Annotated in this window: 16 protein-coding genes; 14 read left to right on the top strand and 2 right to left on the bottom strand. The window is 73.0% G+C overall.

Annotated elements, in window-relative coordinates; genetic code table 11:
• Positions 1-3: 3 nt before the first annotated feature.
• From ACF068_RS22065 to metK, 11 genes are all read left to right on the top strand, one after another.
• Complete coding sequence (locus ACF068_RS22065) at positions 4-1,290, top strand: dihydroorotase (RefSeq protein WP_392275968.1); 1,287 nt, start codon at positions 4-6, stop codon at positions 1,288-1,290.
• A complete protein-coding gene (locus tag ACF068_RS22070) occupies positions 1,287-1,847 on the top strand; it encodes a hypothetical protein (protein WP_392275969.1) in 561 nt (186 codons plus the stop codon). The genes ACF068_RS22065 and ACF068_RS22070 overlap by 4 nt, the downstream gene beginning before the upstream one ends.
• Positions 1,844-2,983, top strand: a complete 1,140-nt coding sequence (gene carA / locus ACF068_RS22075; RefSeq protein ID WP_392275970.1) for a glutamine-hydrolyzing carbamoyl-phosphate synthase small subunit — start codon at positions 1,844-1,846, stop codon at positions 2,981-2,983. The genes ACF068_RS22070 and carA overlap by 4 nt, the downstream gene beginning before the upstream one ends.
• Entirely contained in the window at positions 2,976-6,284 is a 3,309-nt protein-coding gene (gene carB, locus ACF068_RS22080; RefSeq protein WP_392275971.1) for a carbamoyl-phosphate synthase large subunit, read from the top strand. The genes carA and carB overlap by 8 nt, the downstream gene beginning before the upstream one ends.
• A gap of 55 nt (positions 6,285-6,339) precedes the next feature.
• Positions 6,340-7,443 carry a quinone-dependent dihydroorotate dehydrogenase gene (locus tag ACF068_RS22085; RefSeq protein ID WP_392275972.1) on the top strand — a complete coding sequence of 368 codons (1,104 nt, stop codon included), beginning with the start codon at positions 6,340-6,342 and terminating at the stop codon, positions 7,441-7,443.
• On the top strand, positions 7,440-8,291 hold the full coding sequence (pyrF, locus tag ACF068_RS22090) for an orotidine-5'-phosphate decarboxylase (protein WP_392275973.1): 852 nt from the start codon (positions 7,440-7,442) through the stop codon (positions 8,289-8,291). Before ACF068_RS22085 ends, pyrF begins: the two co-directional genes overlap by 4 nt.
• 332 nt (positions 8,292-8,623) lie before the next feature.
• Complete coding sequence (locus ACF068_RS22095) at positions 8,624-8,947, top strand: integration host factor (protein WP_064068014.1); 324 nt, start codon at positions 8,624-8,626, stop codon at positions 8,945-8,947.
• Between the two features lie 38 nt (positions 8,948-8,985).
• A complete protein-coding gene (gene gmk, locus ACF068_RS22100; RefSeq protein WP_392275974.1) occupies positions 8,986-9,579 on the top strand; it encodes a guanylate kinase in 594 nt (197 codons plus the stop codon).
• Between the two features lie 40 nt (positions 9,580-9,619).
• Positions 9,620-9,892, top strand: a complete 273-nt coding sequence (rpoZ, locus tag ACF068_RS22105; protein ID WP_005319902.1) for a DNA-directed RNA polymerase subunit omega — start codon at positions 9,620-9,622, stop codon at positions 9,890-9,892.
• Positions 9,893-9,997: 105 nt separating this feature from the next.
• Complete coding sequence (coaBC, locus tag ACF068_RS22110) at positions 9,998-11,236, top strand: bifunctional phosphopantothenoylcysteine decarboxylase/phosphopantothenate--cysteine ligase CoaBC (RefSeq protein WP_392275975.1); 1,239 nt, start codon at positions 9,998-10,000, stop codon at positions 11,234-11,236.
• 242 nt (positions 11,237-11,478) lie between these two features.
• Positions 11,479-12,687: a methionine adenosyltransferase gene (gene metK / locus ACF068_RS22115; RefSeq protein WP_392275976.1), complete on the top strand. Its 1,209-nt coding sequence runs from the start codon at positions 11,479-11,481 to the stop codon at positions 12,685-12,687.
• 95 nt (positions 12,688-12,782) lie between these two features.
• Here the strand turns inward: metK and ACF068_RS22120 are convergent, their stop codons facing one another.
• Complete coding sequence (locus ACF068_RS22120; protein ID WP_392275977.1) at positions 12,783-13,076, bottom strand: hypothetical protein; 294 nt, start codon at positions 13,074-13,076, stop codon at positions 12,783-12,785.
• A gap of 65 nt (positions 13,077-13,141) precedes the next feature.
• Between ACF068_RS22120 and ACF068_RS22125 the strand changes: the two genes are divergently transcribed.
• On the top strand, positions 13,142-15,292 hold the full coding sequence (locus ACF068_RS22125) for a primosomal protein N' (protein WP_392275978.1): 2,151 nt from the start codon (positions 13,142-13,144) through the stop codon (positions 15,290-15,292).
• Between the two features lie 304 nt (positions 15,293-15,596).
• On the opposite strand, the gene ACF068_RS22130 is transcribed toward ACF068_RS22125, so the two are convergent.
• A complete protein-coding gene (locus ACF068_RS22130) occupies positions 15,597-16,118 on the bottom strand; it encodes a hypothetical protein (protein WP_392275979.1) in 522 nt (173 codons plus the stop codon).
• Between the two features lie 228 nt (positions 16,119-16,346).
• Between ACF068_RS22130 and fmt the strand changes: the two genes are divergently transcribed.
• Positions 16,347-17,291, top strand: coding sequence for a methionyl-tRNA formyltransferase (fmt, locus tag ACF068_RS22135; protein ID WP_392276060.1), 945 nt, complete (start codon positions 16,347-16,349; stop codon positions 17,289-17,291).
• Between the two features lie 35 nt (positions 17,292-17,326).
• Positions 17,327-18,748, top strand: coding sequence for an RsmB/NOP family class I SAM-dependent RNA methyltransferase (locus tag ACF068_RS22140; RefSeq protein ID WP_392275980.1), 1,422 nt, complete (start codon positions 17,327-17,329; stop codon positions 18,746-18,748).
• The last annotated feature ends 50 nt before the right edge of the window (positions 18,749-18,798 follow it).

Here is an 18,798-nt window from a genome sequence, read left to right on the forward strand (position 1 = left end):
ACCATGAGCAAGATCCTGATCCGTGGTGCGAAGGTGCTGGGCGGCGAGGCCCAGGACGTCCTGATCGACGGCGAGACCATCGACCGGGTCGGCTCCGGCCTGCCGGCCGACGGCGCCACCGTCGTCGAGGCCGAGGGGCGGATCCTGCTGCCCGGCCTGGTCGACCTGCACACCCACCTCCGCGAGCCCGGCCGCGAGGACTCCGAGACCGTCCTCACCGGCACCCGCGCCGCCGCCACCGGTGGCTACACCTCCGTGTTCGCCATGGCCAACACCTTCCCGGTCGCCGACACCGCCGGCGTGGTCGAGCAGGTCTACCGGCTCGGCCAGGAACACGGCTACTGCGACGTCCAGCCCATCGGCGCCGTCACCGTCGGCCTGGAGGGCAAGAAGCTCGCCGAGCTCGGCGCCATGCACGAGTCCGCCGCCGGCGTCACCGTCTTCTCCGACGACGGCAAGTGCGTCGACGACGCCGTGATCATGCGCCGCGCCCTGGAGTACGTGAAGGCCTTCGGCGGCGTCGTCGCCCAGCACGCCCAGGAGCCCCGCCTCACCGAGGGTGCCCAGATGAACGAGGGCGTCGTCTCCGCGGAGCTGGGCCTCGGCGGCTGGCCGGCCGTCGCCGAGGAGTCGATCATCGCCCGGGACGTGCTCCTCGCCGAGCACGTCGGCTCCCGCGTCCACATCTGCCACCTGTCGACCGCCGGGTCCGTCGAGATCGTCCGCTGGGCCAAGTCGCGCGGCATCGACGTCACCGCCGAGGTCACCCCGCACCACCTCCTGCTGACCGACGAGATGGTCCGCTCGTACAACCCGGTCTACAAGGTCAACCCGCCGCTGCGCACCGAGCGCGACGTGATGGCGCTGCGCGCGGCGCTGGCCGACGGCACGATCGACATCGTCGCCACCGACCACGCCCCGCACCCGCACGAGGACAAGGACTGCGAGTGGGCCGCCGCCGCCATGGGCATGGTCGGCCTGGAGACCGCGCTGTCCGTCGTGCAGCACACGATGGTCGAGACCGGGCTGCTGGACTGGGCCGGCGTCGCCGACCGCATGTCCTTCGCGCCCGCGCGGATCGGCCGCGCCACCGGCCACGGCCGCCCCGTCTCGGCTGGTGAGCCCGCCAACCTCACCCTGGTCGATCCGGCATACCGTGGAGCCGTGGACCCCGCGGGCTTCGCCTCCCGCAGCCGCAACACGCCCTACGAGGGCCGTGAGCTGCCGGGGCGTGTCACCCACACCTTCCTGCGGGGCCGGGCGACGCTCATGGACGGGAAGCTGGCGTGACACTCATCGAACTGGCCGCGGAGCAGAAGTCCGCCGAGGTGACCGACTGGGCCGCCCGGCTCGGCTGGGTCGCCGGACTGCTGCTCTTCATCACCCTCGTCTACTGGCTGATGCGCCAGGGATGGAAGTGGCGCGGCAGCCTCCAGTCCGGTCTGCCGGACCTCCCCGCCGCGCCGGACGCGCCCGGTGCGGCGAGACTGACGATGAGCGGCCGCTACCACGGGTCCACCACCGCCGGGCAGTGGCTCGACCGGATCGTCGCCCACGGCCTGGGCACCCGCAGCCGGGTCGAGCTGACGCTGACCGACGCGGGACTGGTGGTCGTCCGCCCCGGGGCGCGCGACTTCTTCGTCCCGGCCGGGCAACTGCGCGGCGCCCGCCTCGACAAGGGCATCGCGGGCAAGGTCCTCACCGAGGGCGGCCTGCTGGTCGTCACCTGGGAGCACGGCGGCACGCTGATCGACTCGGGCTTCCGCTCGGACCGGGCGGCGGAGCACGGCACCTGGGCCGACACCCTCAACACCATGATCACTACGACGGAAGGCACCGCACGATGACCACCTCCACCCGGGGAACCAAGGTTCCCGCCGTACTCGTCCTGGAGGACGGCCGCACCTTCCGCGGCCGCGCCTACGGGGCCGTGGGGGAGACCTTCGGCGAGGCCGTCTTCTCCACCGGCATGACCGGCTACCAGGAGACGCTGACCGACCCGTCGTACCACCGCCAGGTCGTCGTGATGACCGCGCCGCACGTCGGCAACACCGGTGTCAACGACGAGGACCCCGAGTCCGGGAAGATCTGGGTCTCCGGCTACGTCGTCCGCGACCCCGCCCGCGTCCCGTCGAGCTGGCGCTCCCGCCGCACCCTCGACGAGGAGCTGGCCGCCCAGGGCGTCGTCGGCATCAGCGGCATCGACACCCGCGCCCTGACCCGCCACCTCCGCGAGCGCGGCGCCATGCGCGTCGGCATCTTCTCCGGCGAGGCCCTCGCCGACGACGCCGCCCTGCTGGCCAAGGTCCAGGCCGCCCCGCAGATGAAGGGCGCCGACCTGGCCGCCGAGGTGGCCACCAAGGAGCCCTACGTCGTCCCGGCCGTCGGCGAGAAGAAGTTCACCGTCGCCGCCGTCGACCTCGGCATCAAGGGCATGACCCCGCACCGGATGGCGGAGCGCGGCATCGAGGTGCACGTGCTGCCCGCCACCGCCACCGCCGAGGACGTGTACGCCGTGAACCCCGACGGCGTGTTCTTCTCCAACGGCCCCGGCGACCCCGCCACCGCCGACGGCCCCGTCTCCGTGATGCGGGCCGTGCTGGAGCGCAAGACGCCCCTGTTCGGCATCTGCTTCGGCAACCAGATCCTGGGCCGCGCGCTCGGCTTCGGCACCTACAAGCTGAAGTACGGCCACCGCGGCATCAACCAGCCCGTGCAGGACCGTACGACCGGAAAGGTCGAGGTCACCGCGCACAACCACGGCTTCGCCGTCGACGCCCCGCTCGACAAGGTGTCCGAGACCCCCTTCGGCCGCGCCGAGGTCTCCCACGTCTGCCTCAACGACAACGTGGTGGAGGGCCTCCAGCTGCTCGACCAGCCGGCCTTCAGCGTCCAGTACCACCCCGAAGCGGCCGCCGGCCCGCACGACGCCGCGTACCTCTTCGACCGCTTCGTAACCCTGATGGAGGCCGAGCGTGCCTAAGCGCACCGATATCCAGTCCGTCCTGGTCATCGGCTCCGGCCCGATCGTCATCGGCCAGGCCGCCGAGTTCGACTACTCCGGCACCCAGGCGTGCCGCGTCCTCAAGTCCGAGGGCCTGCGGGTCATCCTGGTGAACTCCAACCCGGCGACGATCATGACCGACCCGGAGATCGCCGACGCCACCTACGTCGAGCCGATCACCCCCGAGTTCGTCGAGAAGATCATCGCCAAGGAGCGCCCCGACGCGCTGCTGCCCACCCTCGGCGGCCAGACCGCGCTCAACACCGCCATCTCCATGCACGAGCAGGGTGTGCTGGAGAAGTACGGCGTGGAGCTCATCGGCGCCAACGTCGAGGCGATCCACAAGGGCGAGGACCGCGACCTGTTCAAGGGCGTCGTCGAGGCCGTCCGTGCCAAGATCGGCCACGGCGAGTCCGCCCGCTCGGTGATCTGCCACTCCATGGACGACGTCCTCAAGGGCGTCGAGACGCTCGGCGGCTACCCCGTCGTCGTCCGCCCCTCCTTCACCATGGGCGGCGCCGGCTCCGGCTTCGCCCACGACGAGGAGGAGCTGCGCCGCATCGCCGGCCAGGGCCTCACGCTCTCCCCGACCACCGAGGTGCTCCTGGAGGAGTCCATCCTCGGCTGGAAGGAGTACGAGCTGGAGCTGATGCGCGACAAGCACGACAACGTCGTGGTCGTCTGCTCCATCGAGAACTTCGACCCCATGGGCGTCCACACCGGTGACTCCATCACCGTCGCCCCGGCGATGACCCTCACCGACCGCGAGTACCAGATCCTCCGGGACGTCGGCATCGCGATCATCCGCGAGGTCGGCGTCGACACCGGTGGCTGCAACATCCAGTTCGCGGTCAACCCCGAGGACGGCCGGGTCATCGTCATCGAGATGAACCCCCGGGTCTCCCGCTCCTCCGCCCTCGCGTCCAAGGCCACCGGCTTCCCGATCGCGAAGATCGCCGCCCGGCTCGCCGTCGGCTACACGCTCGACGAGATCCCCAACGACATCACCGAGAAGACTCCGGCCTCCTTCGAGCCGACCCTCGACTACGTCGTCGTCAAGGCCCCGCGCTTCGCCTTCGAGAAGTTCCCCTCCGCCGACTCCACGCTGACCACGACCATGAAGTCGGTCGGCGAGGCCATGGCCATCGGCCGCAACTTCACCGAGGCCCTCCAGAAGGCCCTGCGCTCCCTGGAGAAGAAGGGCAGCCAGTTCACCTTCACCGGCGAGCCCGGCGACAAGGACGAGCTGCTGCGCGCGGCCGTGCGCCCCACCGACGGCCGTATCAACACCGTCATGCAGGCCATCCGCGCCGGCGCCACGCCCGAGGAGGTCTTCGATTTCACGAAGATCGACCCGTGGTTCGTCGACCAGCTCTTCCTGATCAAGGAGATCGCCGACGAGCTCGCCGCCGCCGAGAAGCTCGAGCCCGAGCTGCTCGCCGAGGCCAAGCGCCACGGCTTCTCCGACGCCCAGATCGCCGGGATCCGTGGTCTGCGCGAGGACGTCGTCCGCGAGGTCCGGCACGCCCTGGGCGTCCGCCCGGTCTACAAGACGGTCGACACCTGCGCCGCCGAGTTCGCCGCCAAGACCCCGTACTTCTACTCCTCGTACGACGAGGAGAGCGAGGTCGCGCCGCGCGAGAAGCCCGCGGTGATCATCCTGGGCTCCGGCCCGAACCGCATCGGCCAGGGCATCGAGTTCGACTACTCGTGCGTCCACGCCTCCTTCGCCCTGAGCGACGCGGGCTACGAGACCGTGATGGTCAACTGCAATCCCGAGACGGTCTCGACCGACTACGACACCTCCGACCGCCTGTACTTCGAGCCGCTGACGCTCGAGGACGTGCTGGAGATCGTCCACGCCGAGACCCTCGCCGGACCCGTCGCGGGCGTCGTCGTCCAGCTCGGCGGCCAGACCCCGCTGGGCCTCGCCCAGGCGCTCAAGGACAACGGCGTGCCGGTCGTCGGCACCTCCCCGGAGGCCATCCACGCCGCCGAGGACCGCGGCGCCTTCGGGCAGGTCCTCGCCGAGGCCGGACTGCCCGCCCCCAAGCACGGCACCGCGACCACCTTCGCCGGCGCCAAGGCCATCGCCGACGAGATCGGCTACCCCGTCCTCGTACGCCCGTCGTACGTGCTCGGCGGCCGCGGCATGGAGATCGTGTACGACGAGGCGCGCCTGGAGGCGTACATCGCCGAGTCCACCGAGATCTCCCCGACCCGCCCGGTCCTGGTCGACCGGTTCCTCGACGACGCCATCGAGATCGACGTCGACGCCCTCTACGACGGCACCGAGCTCTACCTCGGCGGCGTCATGGAGCACATCGAGGAGGCCGGCATCCACTCCGGCGACTCGGCCTGCGCCCTGCCCCCGATCACGCTCGGCGGCTTCGACATCAAGCGGCTGCGCGCCTCCACCGAGGCGATCGCCAAGGGCGTCGGCGTCCGCGGCCTGATCAACATCCAGTTCGCCATGGCCGGCGACATCCTGTACGTCCTGGAGGCCAACCCGCGCGCCTCCCGCACGGTCCCCTTCACCTCCAAGGCGACCGCCGTGCCGCTGGCGAAGGCCGCCGCCCGCATCTCGCTGGGCGCCACCATCGCCGAGCTGCGCGCGGAGGGCCTGCTGCCGAAGAACGGCGACGGCGGCACCCTGCCGCTGGACGCGCCGATCTCCGTCAAGGAGGCCGTCATGCCGTGGTCGCGCTTCCGCGACGTGCACGGCCGCGGCGTGGACACCGTCCTCGGCCCCGAGATGCGCTCCACCGGCGAGGTCATGGGCATCGACGCGGTCTTCGGCACCGCGTACGCCAAGTCGCAGGCGGGCGCCTACGGTCCGCTGCCCACCAAGGGCCGCGCCTTCATCTCGGTCGCCAACCGCGACAAGCGCTCGATGATCTTCCCGGCCCGCGAGCTGGTCGCCCACGGCTTCGAGCTGCTGGCCACCTCCGGCACCGCCGAGGTCCTCAAGCGCAACGGCATCAACGCCACCGTCGTGCGCAAGCAGTCCGAGGGCGAGGGCCCCAACGGCGAGAAGACCATCGTCCGCCTCATCCACGACGGCGAGGTCGACCTCATCGTCAACACCCCCTACGGCACCGGCGGCCGCCTCGACGGCTACGAGATCCGCACCGCGGCCGTCTCCCGCGGCGTCCCGTGCCTGACGACCGTCCAGGCGCTCGCCGCGGCCGTCCAGGGCATCGACGCGCTCAACCACGGCGGCGTCGGCGTCCGTTCCCTCCAGGAACACGCCGAGCACCTGACCGCGGCCCGCGACTAGCAGCGAGGGGGACACCGGAAACGGTGTCCCCCTCCTCATGAGGACACCACCACACATGTACAAGCTCTTCTTCCGGCTGTTCTTCACCCGCATGGACCCCGAGCAGGCCCACCACCTGGCCTTCCGCTGGATCCGGCTGGCCGCCCGCGTCCCGGTGCTGCGCACGTTCCTCGCCGCCGCCCTGGCACCCCGCCACAAGGAGCTGCGCACCGAGGCGCTCGGGCTGCGCATGCACGGCCCCTTCGGGCTCGCCGCCGGCTTCGACAAGAACGCCGTCGCCATCGACGGCATGGCCATGCTCGGCTTCGACCACGTCGAGATCGGCACGGTCACGGGTGAGCCGCAGCCCGGCAACCCCAAGAAGCGCCTCTTCCGCCTCGTCACCGACCGCGCCCTGATCAACCGCATGGGCTTCAACAACGACGGCTCGGCCGCCGTCGCCGCCCGCCTCCACGCGCGCGTGCCGGTGTTCCGGACGGTCGTGGGCGTCAACATCGGCAAGACCAAGGTCGTCCCGGAGGCCGAGGCCGCCGCCGACTACGTGAAGTCCACCGAGCGGCTCGCCCGCCACGCCGACTACCTGGTCGTCAACGTCTCCTCGCCGAACACCCCGGGGCTGCGCAACCTCCAGGCCACGGAGTCCCTCCGGCCCCTGCTGACGGCCGTCCGCGAGGCCGCCGACCGCACGGTCACCGACCGCCGCGTCCCGCTGCTCGTCAAGATCGCGCCCGACCTGGCCGACGAGGACGTCGACGCGGTCGCCGACCTGGCCGTCGAGCTCGGCCTGGACGGCATCATCGCCACCAACACCACCATCGCGCGCGAGGGCCTGAAGTCCCCGGCGTACCTCAGCAGCGAGACCGGCGGCCTGTCCGGGGCGCCGCTCAAGCAGCGCTCCCTGGAGGTGCTGCGCCGTCTCTACGCGCGCGTGGGCGACCGCCTTACGCTCGTCGGCGTCGGCGGCATCGAGAACGCCGAGGACGCCTGGCAGCGGATCCTGGCCGGGGCCACCCTGATCCAGGGGTACAGCGCCTTCGTCTACGAGGGCCCGTTCTACGCCCGCGCCATCCACAAGGGCCTCGCGGCCCGGCTGCACGCGTCCCCCTACGCCACTCTCGCCGAGGCCGTCGGCGCCGACACCCGGAAGGCCGCCGCATGAGCCCCCTCGCCCCCTTCGGTGCCCGTCTGCGGCTCGCCATGGACGCCCGTGGCCCGCTGTGCGTCGGGATCGACCCGCACGCCTCCCTGCTGGCCGACTGGGGCCTGGCGGACGACGTGGCGGGCCTGGAGCGCTTCACGCGCACGGTGGTGGACGCGCTGGCCGACCGGGTGGCCGTCTTCAAGCCGCAGAGCGCCTTCTTCGAGCGGTTCGGCTCGCGCGGCATCGCCGTCCTGGAGCGGGCCGTCGCCGATCTGCGGGAGGCGGGCGCCCTGGTGGTGATGGACGCCAAGCGCGGCGACATCGGCTCCACCATGGCCGCCTACGCCGAGACCTACCTGCGGGAGGGCGCGCCGCTCTTCTCGGACGCGCTGACGGTCTCCCCGTACCTCGGGTACGGCTCCCTGAAGCCGGCGGTCGACCTGGCCCGCGAGAGCGGCGCCGGACTGTTCGTGCTCGCCCTCACCTCCAACCCGGAGGGCGCCGAGGTCCAGCGCGCCGTCCGCACCGAGGACCCGGCCGGCCGCACCATCGGCGCCACCATGCTGGCCCACCTCGCCGCGGACAACGCGGGCGCGGAGCCGCTCGGCTCCTTCGGCGCGGTGGTCGGCGCCACGCTCGGCGACCTCTCCTCGTACGACCTGGACATCAACGGCCCGCTCCTCGCGCCCGGCATCGGCGCCCAGGGCGCGACCCCGGCCGACCTGCCGGCCGTCTTCGGGGCGGCCGTGCGCAACGTGGTCCCGAGCGTCAGCCGGGGCGTGCTGCGGCACGGTCCCGACGCGGCGGCGCTGCGCGGGGCGGCGGAGCGGTACGCGGACGAGGTGCGGGCGGCGACCGGCGGCTGACCCGCCCGTTCCGCTCCTGGTCGGAGCCCACGGTCACCTCGGGGTGACCGTGGGTTCCGGTGTTTCCGGTGTGATGCGTCTCACGTTCGACCGGCTCGTGCTTCCCCATGTCGGAATCTGCGCGCAAAACCGGGTCGTTATGTCGCACATGTCTGGGTAGGTCGATGCTGACCAGGACTTTTCCTTCGTTCTCGCTGACTCTGGCGGCCATGGCCGCTAGTCTCCGTCGCAGAGCCAACGTGCACTGCGTTGCTCGTTGCTCCCCTGGTGTGGGCCGACTAGGTTCCTCACCGGTCCGTATCCGACAGTTCGACATCCGAGGTGACGTAGGCGTGGCTCTTCCGCCCCTTACCCCTGAACAGCGCGCAGCCGCGCTCGAAAAGGCCGCCGCGGCTCGCCGGGAGCGGGCCGAGGTCAAGAATCGACTCAAGCACTCCGGCGCCTCGCTCCAGGAGGTCATCAAGCAGGGCCAGGAGAACGAGGTCATCGGCAAGATGAAGGTCTCCGCCCTCCTGGAGTCCCTGCCGGGCGTGGGCAAGGTCCGCGCCAAGCAGATCATGGAGCGGCTCGGCATCTCCGAGAGCCGTCGTGTCCGGGGCCTCGGCTCCAACCAGATCGCCTCCCTGGAGCGCGAGTTCGGCAGCACCGGGGCCTGACGTCCGGGGCACTGGCTTAAACCTGGAATAATCGCCCCATGGCCGCAACATCCCGGGGGACCGCCCCCGAGCCCCCGGACGTACGTCCGCGACTGACCGTGCTCTCCGGCCCCTCCGGGGTCGGCAAGAGCACGGTCGTCGCTCATATGCGCAAGGTCCACCCCGAGGTCTGGCTGTCGGTGTCCGCGACGACCCGCAAGCCGCGCCCCGGTGAGCGGGACGGCGTGCAGTACCACTTCGTCGCCGACGACGAGTTCGACAAGCTGGTCGCCAACGGCGAACTGCTGGAGTGGGCCGAGTTCGCCGGCAACCGCTACGGCACCCCGCGCCGCGCGGTGCTGGAGCGGATCGAGGCGGGCGAGCCCGTGCTGCTGGAGATCGACCTCCAGGGCGCGCGGCTGGTCCGCGAGTCGATGCCCGAGGCCCAGCTCGTCTTCCTGGCCCCGCCGAGCTGGGACGAGCTGGTCCGCCGGCTGACCGGCCGCGGCACCGAGCCGCCGGAGGTCATCGAGCGACGCCTGGAGGCGGCCAAGGTCGAGCTCGCGGCGGAGTCGGAGTTCGACACCACCCTGGTCAACACCTCCGTCGAGGACGTAGCCCGTGAGCTGCTAGCCTTGATGCAAGTTGTTTGATCTTTGTCCCATTTTCCAGAAGTTTTTCGGAAGGTAGAGCGTGTCCTCTTCCATCACCGCGCCCGAGGGCATCATCAACCCGCCGATCGACGAGCTGCTCGAGGCCACTGACTCGAAGTACAGCCTCGTGATCTACGCGGCCAAGCGTGCGCGTCAGATCAACGCGTACTACTCGCAGCTCGGTGAGGGCCTGCTGGAGTACGTCGGTCCGCTGGTGGACACCCACGTCCACGAGAAGCCGCTCTCGATCGCCCTGCGTGAGATCAACGCGGGTCTGCTGACCTCCGAGGCCATCGAGGGCCCGGCCCAGTAGGCGCCCCACTGCACGTCATGACAGGCCCGGTGGACACTCCGCCGGGCCTGTGGTGTGTCATGGAGTCGTAGGACTCGTACGCGTTACGGAGCCGGGAGGCGTTGAGTGGACAAGCCGAAGGTCGTCCTCGGGGTCAGCGGGGGCATCGCCGCCTACAAGGCGTGCGAGCTGCTGCGCCGGCTCACCGAGTCCGGTCATGACGTACGGGTCGTCCCGACCGCGGCCGCCCTGCACTTCGTCGGCGCCGCGACCTGGTCCGCGCTCTCCGGCAACCCGGTCTCCACCGAGGTCTGGTCGGACGTGCACGAGGTCCCGCACGTACGCATCGGGCAGCACGCCGACCTCGTGGTCGTCGCCCCCGCCACCGCCGACATGCTGGCCAAGGCCGCCCACGGCCTGGCGGACGACCTCCTCACAAATACGCTGCTCACCGCCCGGTGCCCGGTGGTCTTCGCGCCGGCGATGCACACCGAGATGTGGGAGCACCCCGCCACCCAGGAGAACGTCGCCACCCTGCGCCGCCGCGGCGCCGTGGTCGTCGAGCCCGCCGTGGGCCGCCTCACCGGCGCCGACACCGGCAAGGGCCGGCTGCCCGACCCGGACGCGATCTTCGAGGTCTGCCGCCGGGTGCTGGCCCGCGGCGCCACCGCCGTGCCCGACCTCGCCGGCCGGCACGTGGTGATCAGCGCGGGCGGTACGCGGGAACCCCTGGACCCCGTGCGCTACCTGGGCAACCGCTCCTCCGGCAAGCAGGGGTACGCCCTCGCCAGGACCGCCGCCGCCCGGGGCGCCCGGGTGACGCTGATCGAGGCCAACACCGGGATGCCCGACCCGGCGGGCGTCGACGTCGTCCACGTCGGCACCGCCGTCCAGCTCCGCGAGGCGGTGCTCAAGGCGGCCGCCGACGCGGACACCGTGGTGATGGCCGCGGCCGTCGCGGACTTCCGCCCCGCCACGTACGCCGAAGGCAAGATCAAGAAGAAGGACGGCCAGGAGCCGGCCCCCATCGCCCTGGTGCGCAACCCCGACATCCTGGCAGAGATCTCGGCGGAGCGTCCCCGTCCGGAGCAGGTGATCGTCGGGTTCGCCGCCGAGACGGATGATGTTTTGGCCAATGGTCGGGACAAGCTGCGCCGCAAGGGGTGCGACTTCCTCGTGGTGAACGAGGTGGGGGAGCGCAAGACCTTCGGCTCCGAGGAGAACGAAGCCGTGGTCCTGGCGGCGGACGGCGGGGAGACCCCCGTTCCCCACGGCCCGAAAGAAGCCCTGGCGGAAACCGTCTGGGACCTCGTCGCACCCCGGCTCGGCGGGGTGGGGAAGACCGACTCGGACAAAACAGGATGAATCTCTGATTTCGCCCCTTTGGGTGGATGAAACCCCACGAAAACCGGCGTTCCGGCCCGGAGTGGAAGCCGATCTTCCTACCGCCGAAACGGTGGATGTGGCCGATCCGGCTCCCACCTTGCGAGACACCTGGTCCGACGGCCGAGAGCGCCCGATAAACTGTCCTCGGAACGACGCGGGGCGCAGCCCCCTGCCGGTCCGCAAATGATCAGCCAGCAGCCGCTGCAAACCCAGGGAGCGTTGTGTCCCGTCGTCTCTTCACCTCGGAGTCCGTGACCGAGGGTCACCCCGACAAGATCGCTGACCAGATCAGCGACACGATTCTCGATGCGCTGCTCCGGGAGGACCCCACCTCCCGCGTCGCCGTGGAGACGTTGATCACCACCGGCCTGGTGCACGTGGCCGGCGAGGTGACGACCAAGGCGTACGCCGACATCCCCACGCTGGTGCGCAACAAGATCCTGGAGATCGGTTACGACTCCTCCAAGAAGGGCTTCGACGGCGCGTCCTGCGGCGTCTCCGTCTCGATCGGCGCCCAGTCGCCGGACATCGCGCAGGGCGTCGACACCGCCTACGAGAAGCGCGTCGAGGGCGACGAGGACGAGCTCGACAAGCAGGGCGCGGGCGACCAGGGCCTGATGTTCGGGTACGCCTCGGACGAGACGCCCGAGCTGATGCCGCTGCCGATCCACCTCGCGCACCGGCTCTCCAAGCGCCTGACCGAGGTCCGCAAGAACGGCACCATCCCCTACCTGCGGCCCGACGGGAAGACCCAGGTCACCATCGAGTACGACGGCGACAAGGCCATCCGCCTCGACACGGTCGTCGTCTCCTCCCAGCACGCCTCGGACATCGACCTGGAGTCGCTGCTCGCGCCCGACATCCGCGAGTTCGTCGTCGAGCACGTCCTCAAGCAGCTCCTGGACGACGGCATCAAGCTGGAGACCGAGGGCTACCGCCTGCTGGTCAACCCGACCGGCCGCTTCGAGATCGGCGGCCCGATGGGCGACGCCGGCCTCACCGGCCGCAAGATCATCATCGACACGTACGGCGGCATGGCCCGCCACGGCGGCGGCGCCTTCTCCGGCAAGGACCCGTCCAAGGTCGACCGCTCGGCCGCCTACGCCATGCGCTGGGTCGCCAAGAACGTCGTCGCGGCCGGGCTCGCCTCGCGCTGCGAGGTCCAGGTCGCCTACGCCATCGGCAAGGCCGAGCCGGTCGGCCTCTTCGTCGAGACCTTTGGCACCGCCAAGGTCGAGGTGGAGAAGATCGAGAACGCGATCGGCGAGGTCTTCGACCTCCGCCCGGCCGCCATCATCCGCGACCTCGACCTGCTGCGGCCGATCTACGGCCAGACGGCGGCGTACGGCCACTTCGGCCGCGAGCTCCCCGACTTCACCTGGGAGCGCACCGACCGCGTGGACGCGCTGCGCAAGGCCGCCGGACTGTAGCCCGCAGGCCGACCGCCCGACCGGAAGTCCGGCATCCCCGACAGGGGTGCCGGACTTCGGCGTTCCGGCGGCGGCACGGGCGGACGGGGAACGGCTCAGCGGCCGGACCCGGGACGGCCGAGGGCCGCCAGGTCCCCGGCGAGGCCGGCGAGCGCCGGCCCCGGGTTCAGGGCGGCCACCACCTCGTCGGTGAGGGGACGCGACGCGAGGACGCCCGAGCCGTTGCTCATCGAGGCCAGCTCCTCGGTCCGCGACCATTGCGCGTCGAAGGAGTAGTGCCGGTACGCCGGGTCGCGGCAGAGGATCGCCTCCAGCAGGGCCAGGGCACGGCAGTGGTCGCGGAGGACCCGTGGGGGAGGCAGCAGCCTCGCGGTGTCATGGACGGTCACGGGACCATGGAAGCGCACCCCGCCGACAACGGGCGCTGTCAGTCCGCTCTGGTAGGAATGTGGCTGTGAGCAGCGACGACGGGAAGAGGGAAGGCGGGGGCCGGGGGGCCGAGCCGCCCGAGCAGCTCGCGCTCATACGGGAGACCGTGCGCAAGGCGAAGGTGCCCCGCGCCAAACCGCGCACCTGGCGCGGGGCCGCCCTGGCCAAGGAGCTGCCCGTCGCGCGGGTCGTGGTCAACAAAGGCGTGCTCCACCTCGACCAGTTCTTCGACTACGCCGTGCCCGAGGAACTCGACGCCGTCGCCCGGCCGGGCGTGCGGGTGCGGGTGCGGTTCGGGGCGGGCGCCCACCAGGTGCGCGACGGGCGGCGCGAGGGCGGACGGCTGCTGGACGGCTTCCTGGTCGAACGGCGGGCCGAGTCCGACTACTCGGGACCGCTGGCGGCGCTGGCCGACGTGGTGTCGCCCGAACCGGTCCTCGACGACGAACTGCTCGGCCTGGCCCGGGCGGTCGCCGACCGGTACGCCGGCAGCCTCGCCGACGTGCTCCAGCTCGCCGTCCCGCCGCGCAACGCCAGGGCCGAGGGCAAGCCGTCGCCCCCGCCGCTGCCGCCGCCCCCGCCGCCGGACCCCGGCACCTGGAGCAGGTACGAACGGGGGGAGGCGTTCCTGGCCGCGCTCGCGGACGGTCGCGCGCCACGGGCCGTGTGGAACGCGCTGCCCGGACCGCACTGGGCGGAGGAGCTCGCCCGCGCGGTGGCCGCCACCCTCGCGTCGGGGCGCGGCGCGCTCGTCGTGGTGCCCGACGGGCGGGCGGCCGGCCGGGTCGACGAGGCCCTGACCACCGTGCTCGGCCAGGGGCGGCACGCCCTGCTGACCGCCGAGGCGGGGCCCGAGAAGCGGTACGCGCAGTGGCTCGCGGTGCGGCGCGGAGCCGTCCGCGCGGTCGTCGGCACCCGGGCGTCGATGTTCGCCCCGGTGCGGGACCTGGGGCTGGTGGCCATCTGGGACGACGGGGACTCCAGCCACAGCGAGCAGCACGCCCCGCTGCCCCACGCCCGCGAGGTGCTGCTCCTGCGCGCCGCGCACGACGGGTGCGCCTTCCTGCTGGGCGGCACGAGCTGCACGGTCGAGGCGGCCCAGCTCGTCGAGACCGGCTGGGCCCGCCCCCTGGTGGCGCCCCGGGACCAGGTGCGGGCCGCCGCGCCGCTCGTCCGGACCGTGGGGGACGGGGAGCTGGCGCGCGACGAGGCCGCGCGGGCGGCCCGGCTGCCGTCGCTGGCCTGGCAGGTCGCCCGGGAGGGCCTGAAGACCGGGCCGGTGCTGGTGCAGGTGCCCAGGCGGGGATACGTACCCCGGCTGGCGTGCGAGCGGTGCCGGACGCCCGCGCGGTGCCGGCACTGCGCGGGCCCCCTGGAGGCGCCCGGTCAGCGGGAGCTGCGGTGCGGCTGGTGCGGGCGGGGCGCGCCCGACTGGCACTGCGTGGAGTGCGGGTCCGCTCGGCTGCGGGCCCAGGTGGTGGGCGCCCGGCGCACGGCCGAGGAACTGGGGCGGGCGTTCCCCGCCGTACCGGTACGGACCTCGGGGCGGGACCATGTGCTGGACACCGTGCCGGGGCGTCCCGCCCTGGTGGTCAGCACCCCGGGCGCCGAGCCGGTCGCCGAGGGCGGGTACGCGGCGGCCCTGCTCCTGGACGGCTGGGCCATGCTGGGCCGGGCCGACCTGCGGGCCGGCGAGGAGGCCCTGCGGCGCTGGACGGACGCCGCCTCGCTGGTACGCGGCCAGGAGGAGGGCGGCACCGTCGTCATCGTGGCCGAGCCCACCCTGCGGCCGGTGCAGGCCCTGGTGCGGTGGGACCCGGTCGGGCACGCCCAGCGGGAGCTGGCCGAGCGGGCCGAGCTCGGCTTCCCCCCGGTCTCCCGGATGGCCGCCGTGACGGGCCGGGCGGAGGCGGTCGCGGCGTTCCTGGCCGCCGCCGAGCTGCCCGCCGAGGCCGAGGTCCTCGGCCCCGTGCCCCTCGCGCCCCCGCCGCCGGGCGCCCCCCGCCGCCCGGGCGACCCGCCGCCGGGCGAGGTCTGGGAGCGGGCCCTGCTCCGGGTGCCGCCGGGCCGGGGCTCGGCCCTGGCGGCCGCCCTCAAGACCACCCAGGCGGCCCGCCTCGCCCGCGGCGGCACGGACCCGGTCCGCATCCGCGTGGACCCTCCCGACATCGGCTGACCGAGGGGCCTGCCGGACCTCCCGGGCCTGCTGACCGGGCGGGCGCGGGGTGGTGGCGCCGTGGGTCCGCGGGCGCGCGCCGGGCTCTGTCCGACCCGACCGGCGGGACCGGGACCGGCGCGGCGGCGCCCATGGGCGGGATCCGCCCCCAGGGCGGCGGTTCGGCGCCCTTCCGGGAAGGCCCCGTGGCGGTGCCCGGCGGGCGGCGCCTCACGCCGGGCGGCACCCGACACGCACGGGGCGAGAAGCCGGCATGGGCGGCCGCCCGGTCCCCTGGGGGCAGGGGGCCGGGCGGCCGGTGGGGTCAGCCGTTGCGCGGGCCGGGGAAGGCGCTCGGGCGGACCTCCTCGCGGAGGGTCTGGGAGCCGGAGGTGGGCTGCGGCGGCATCGACCGCGCGGCCGGGACCGAGGGCATCGTGCGCGTACCGCCCGGCTCGACGGTGTGCTCCGCCTCCGCCGGGCCCGGCTGCTGGGCCGTGGCGCGCCGGGAACCGTACCGGCGGTGGACCGCCTGCTTGGTCACCCCGAGCGCCGAGCCCACCGCGTCCCACGAGAAGCCCAGCGAGCGGTCGAAGTCCACCGCCGCGGTCACCAGGGTCTCGACGCTGTCCCGCAGCTCCTGGGCGAGCCGGACGGTGGGGGCCGGGGCCCTGCCGTAGACGACGAAGCCCGTGGACGGGCCGGAGCGCCGCGGGCGGTAGACATTGCCGAGCTGGGCGGTGAGCGTGCGCAGCGCGTCCACCTGCCGGCGGACCCGCTCGATGTCCCGCACCAGCAGGTGCAGGCTCGCCCGGGCTTGGGCGTCGTGGGTTGCGTGGTCGGCCATGTACAAGCCTCTCGAACCGGCGTTGGAAAGGGGTGGGCCACTCCGTGGCGGCGGCCCGTGACGGTCAATCTGCCTTGACCAACGCGCCACCCGGGGTCCGGGTCACGCTGCGGGGGCGTATCCGCATATGCCCAGGGCGCGCAAGGCGGCGTACGCCCCCGCCCCGACGGCACCTAAACTGGTGCGTTGCCCACCACCGCCACCGGACAGACAGGCAGTCAGCCACTGATGAAGCTCGTCTTCGCAGGCACCCCCGAGGTCGCCGTACCCGCCCTGGACGCCCTGATCGCCTCGGACCGGCACGAGGTGGCCGCCGTCGTCACCCGCCCCGACGCCCCCGCGGGGCGCGGCCGCCGGCTGGTCGCCAGCCCGGTGGCCCAGCGCGCCGAGGAGGCCGGGATCGAGGTGCTCAAGCCGGTGAGGCCCCGCGACGAGGAGTTCCTCGCCCGGCTGCGCGAGATCGCGCCGGACTGCTGCCCCGTCGTCGCCTACGGCGCCCTGCTGCCCAAGGTGGCCCTGGACGTCCCCGCGCACGGCTGGGTGAACCTGCACTTCTCGCTGCTGCCCGCCTGGCGCGGCGCCGCGCCCGTGCAGCACGCGATCATGGCCGGGGACGAGGTGACCGGAGCCTCGACCTTCCAGATCGAGGAGGGGCTGGACTCCGGCCCCGTGTACGGCGTGATCACCGAGGGGATCCGGCCCACCGACACCAGCGGCGACCTGCTCACCCGGCTCGCCTTCGCCGGCGCCGGGCTGCTCGCCGCGACGATGGACGGCATCGAGGACGGCTCCCTGAAGGCCGTGCCGCAGCCGGCCGACGGCATCTCGCTCGCCCCGAAGATCACCGTCGAGGACGCGCACCTCGACTGGACCGCCCCGGCGCTGCGCGTCGACCGTGTCGTCCGCGGCTGCACGCCCGCCCCCGGCGCCTGGACCGTCTTCCGCGGCGAGCGGCTGAAGATCGTCCAGGCCGCCCTCGTCCCGGACCGCACCGACCTGGCCCCCGGCGAGCTGTCGGCCGGCAAGAACAACGTGTACGTCGGTACCGGATCGCACGCCGTCGAGCTGCTGTGGGTGCGGCCCCAGGGCAAGAAGCCGATGCGCGCCGCCGACTGGGCCCGGGGCGTCCGGATCGCCCCGGGGGAGAAGGCCGGCCCGGCCGACGTAGGCTGAAAGGGTAGATGCCTCACCGAAAAGCGGAGCACCTTTTGAGCGAGCAGTCCCGTCGCCGTCCCCCCAAGCCGTACCGCCGCCCCAAGAAGGACCCGGTGCGGATCCTGGCCTTCGAGGCGCTGCGCGCCGTCGACGAGCGCGACGCGTACGCCAACCTCGTCCTGCCGCCGCTGCTGAAGAAGGCGCGCGAGAAGGAGGGCTTCGACGGCCGCGACGCGGCGCTCGCCACCGAGCTGGTGTACGGCACGCTGCGCCGCCAGGGCACCTACGACGCGGTCATCGCGGCCTGCATCGACCGGCCGCTGCGCGAGGTGGACCCGCCGGTGCTGGACGTGCTCGCGCTGGGCGCGCACCAGCTCCTCGGCACCCGCATCCCCACGCACGCGGCGGTGTCGGCGAGCGTGGAGCTGGCGCGGGTGGTGCTCGGCGACGGGCGGGCCAAGTTCGTCAACGCCGTGCTCCGCAAGATCGCGCAGCAGGACCTGGACGCCTGGCTGGAGCAGGTGGCCCCGCCGTACGACGAGGACGCCGAGGACCACCTGGCGGTCGTCCACTCGCACCCCCGCTGGGTCGTCTCCGCGCTGTGGGACGCGCTGGGCGGCGGGCGCGCCGGGATCGAGGACCTGCTGGAGGCCGACAACGAGCGGCCCGAGGTCACCCTGGTGGCCCGCCCGGGCCGGTCCACCCCCGACGAGCTGCTGGACCTGCTGGGGGAGGAGGCCGGCCTGCCGGGCCGCTGGTCCCCCTATGCCGTGCGGCTCGCCGAGGGCGGGGAGCCCGGCGCGATCGGCCCCGTGCGCGACGGCCGGGCGGGCGTCCAGGACGAGGGCAGCCAGCTCGTCGCGATCGCCCTCGCCAACGCCCCGGTCGACGGCCCCGACGCCCGCTGGCTCGACGGCTGCGCGGGCCCCGGCGGAAAGGCGGCCCTGCTGGGCGCCCTGGCCGCCGAGCGGGGCGCCGCCCTGCTCGCCTCCGAGAAGCAGCCCCACCGCGCCCGGCTGGTCGACCGTGCGCTGTCCGGCAACCCCGGCCCGTACACGGTCATCGCCGCCGACGGCACCCGGCCGCCGTGGCGCCCCGGCTCCTTCGACCGGGTCCTCGTGGACGTGCCGTGCTCGGGCCTGGGCGCCCTGCGGCGCCGCCCCGAGGCCCGCTGGCGCCGCCGTCCGGAGGACCTGGAGGGCTTCGGCCCGCTGCAACGGGGTCTGCTCACCGAGGCGTTGCGGGCCGTCCGGGTCGGCGGCGTCGTCGGGTACGCGACCTGCTCGCCGCACCTGGCCGAGACGCGGGTGGTCGTCGACGACGTCCTCAAGCGGCACGGCGGCGCCGAGCTGATCGACGCCAGGCCCCTGATGCCGGGGGTCCCGGCGCTCGGCGACGGGCCCGACGTACAGCTCTGGCCGCATCTGCACGGAACGGACGCGATGTACCTGGCGCTGCTGCGGCGTACCGCGTGAGCACTTCGATTCGCCGGGAATGCGGCAAGTGTGCCGCGTCCCGCGAGGGC

The sequence above is a fragment of the Streptomyces sp. NPDC016309 genome, from assembly GCF_043077235.1.
GTDB lineage: Bacteria > Actinomycetota > Actinomycetes > Streptomycetales > Streptomycetaceae > Streptomyces.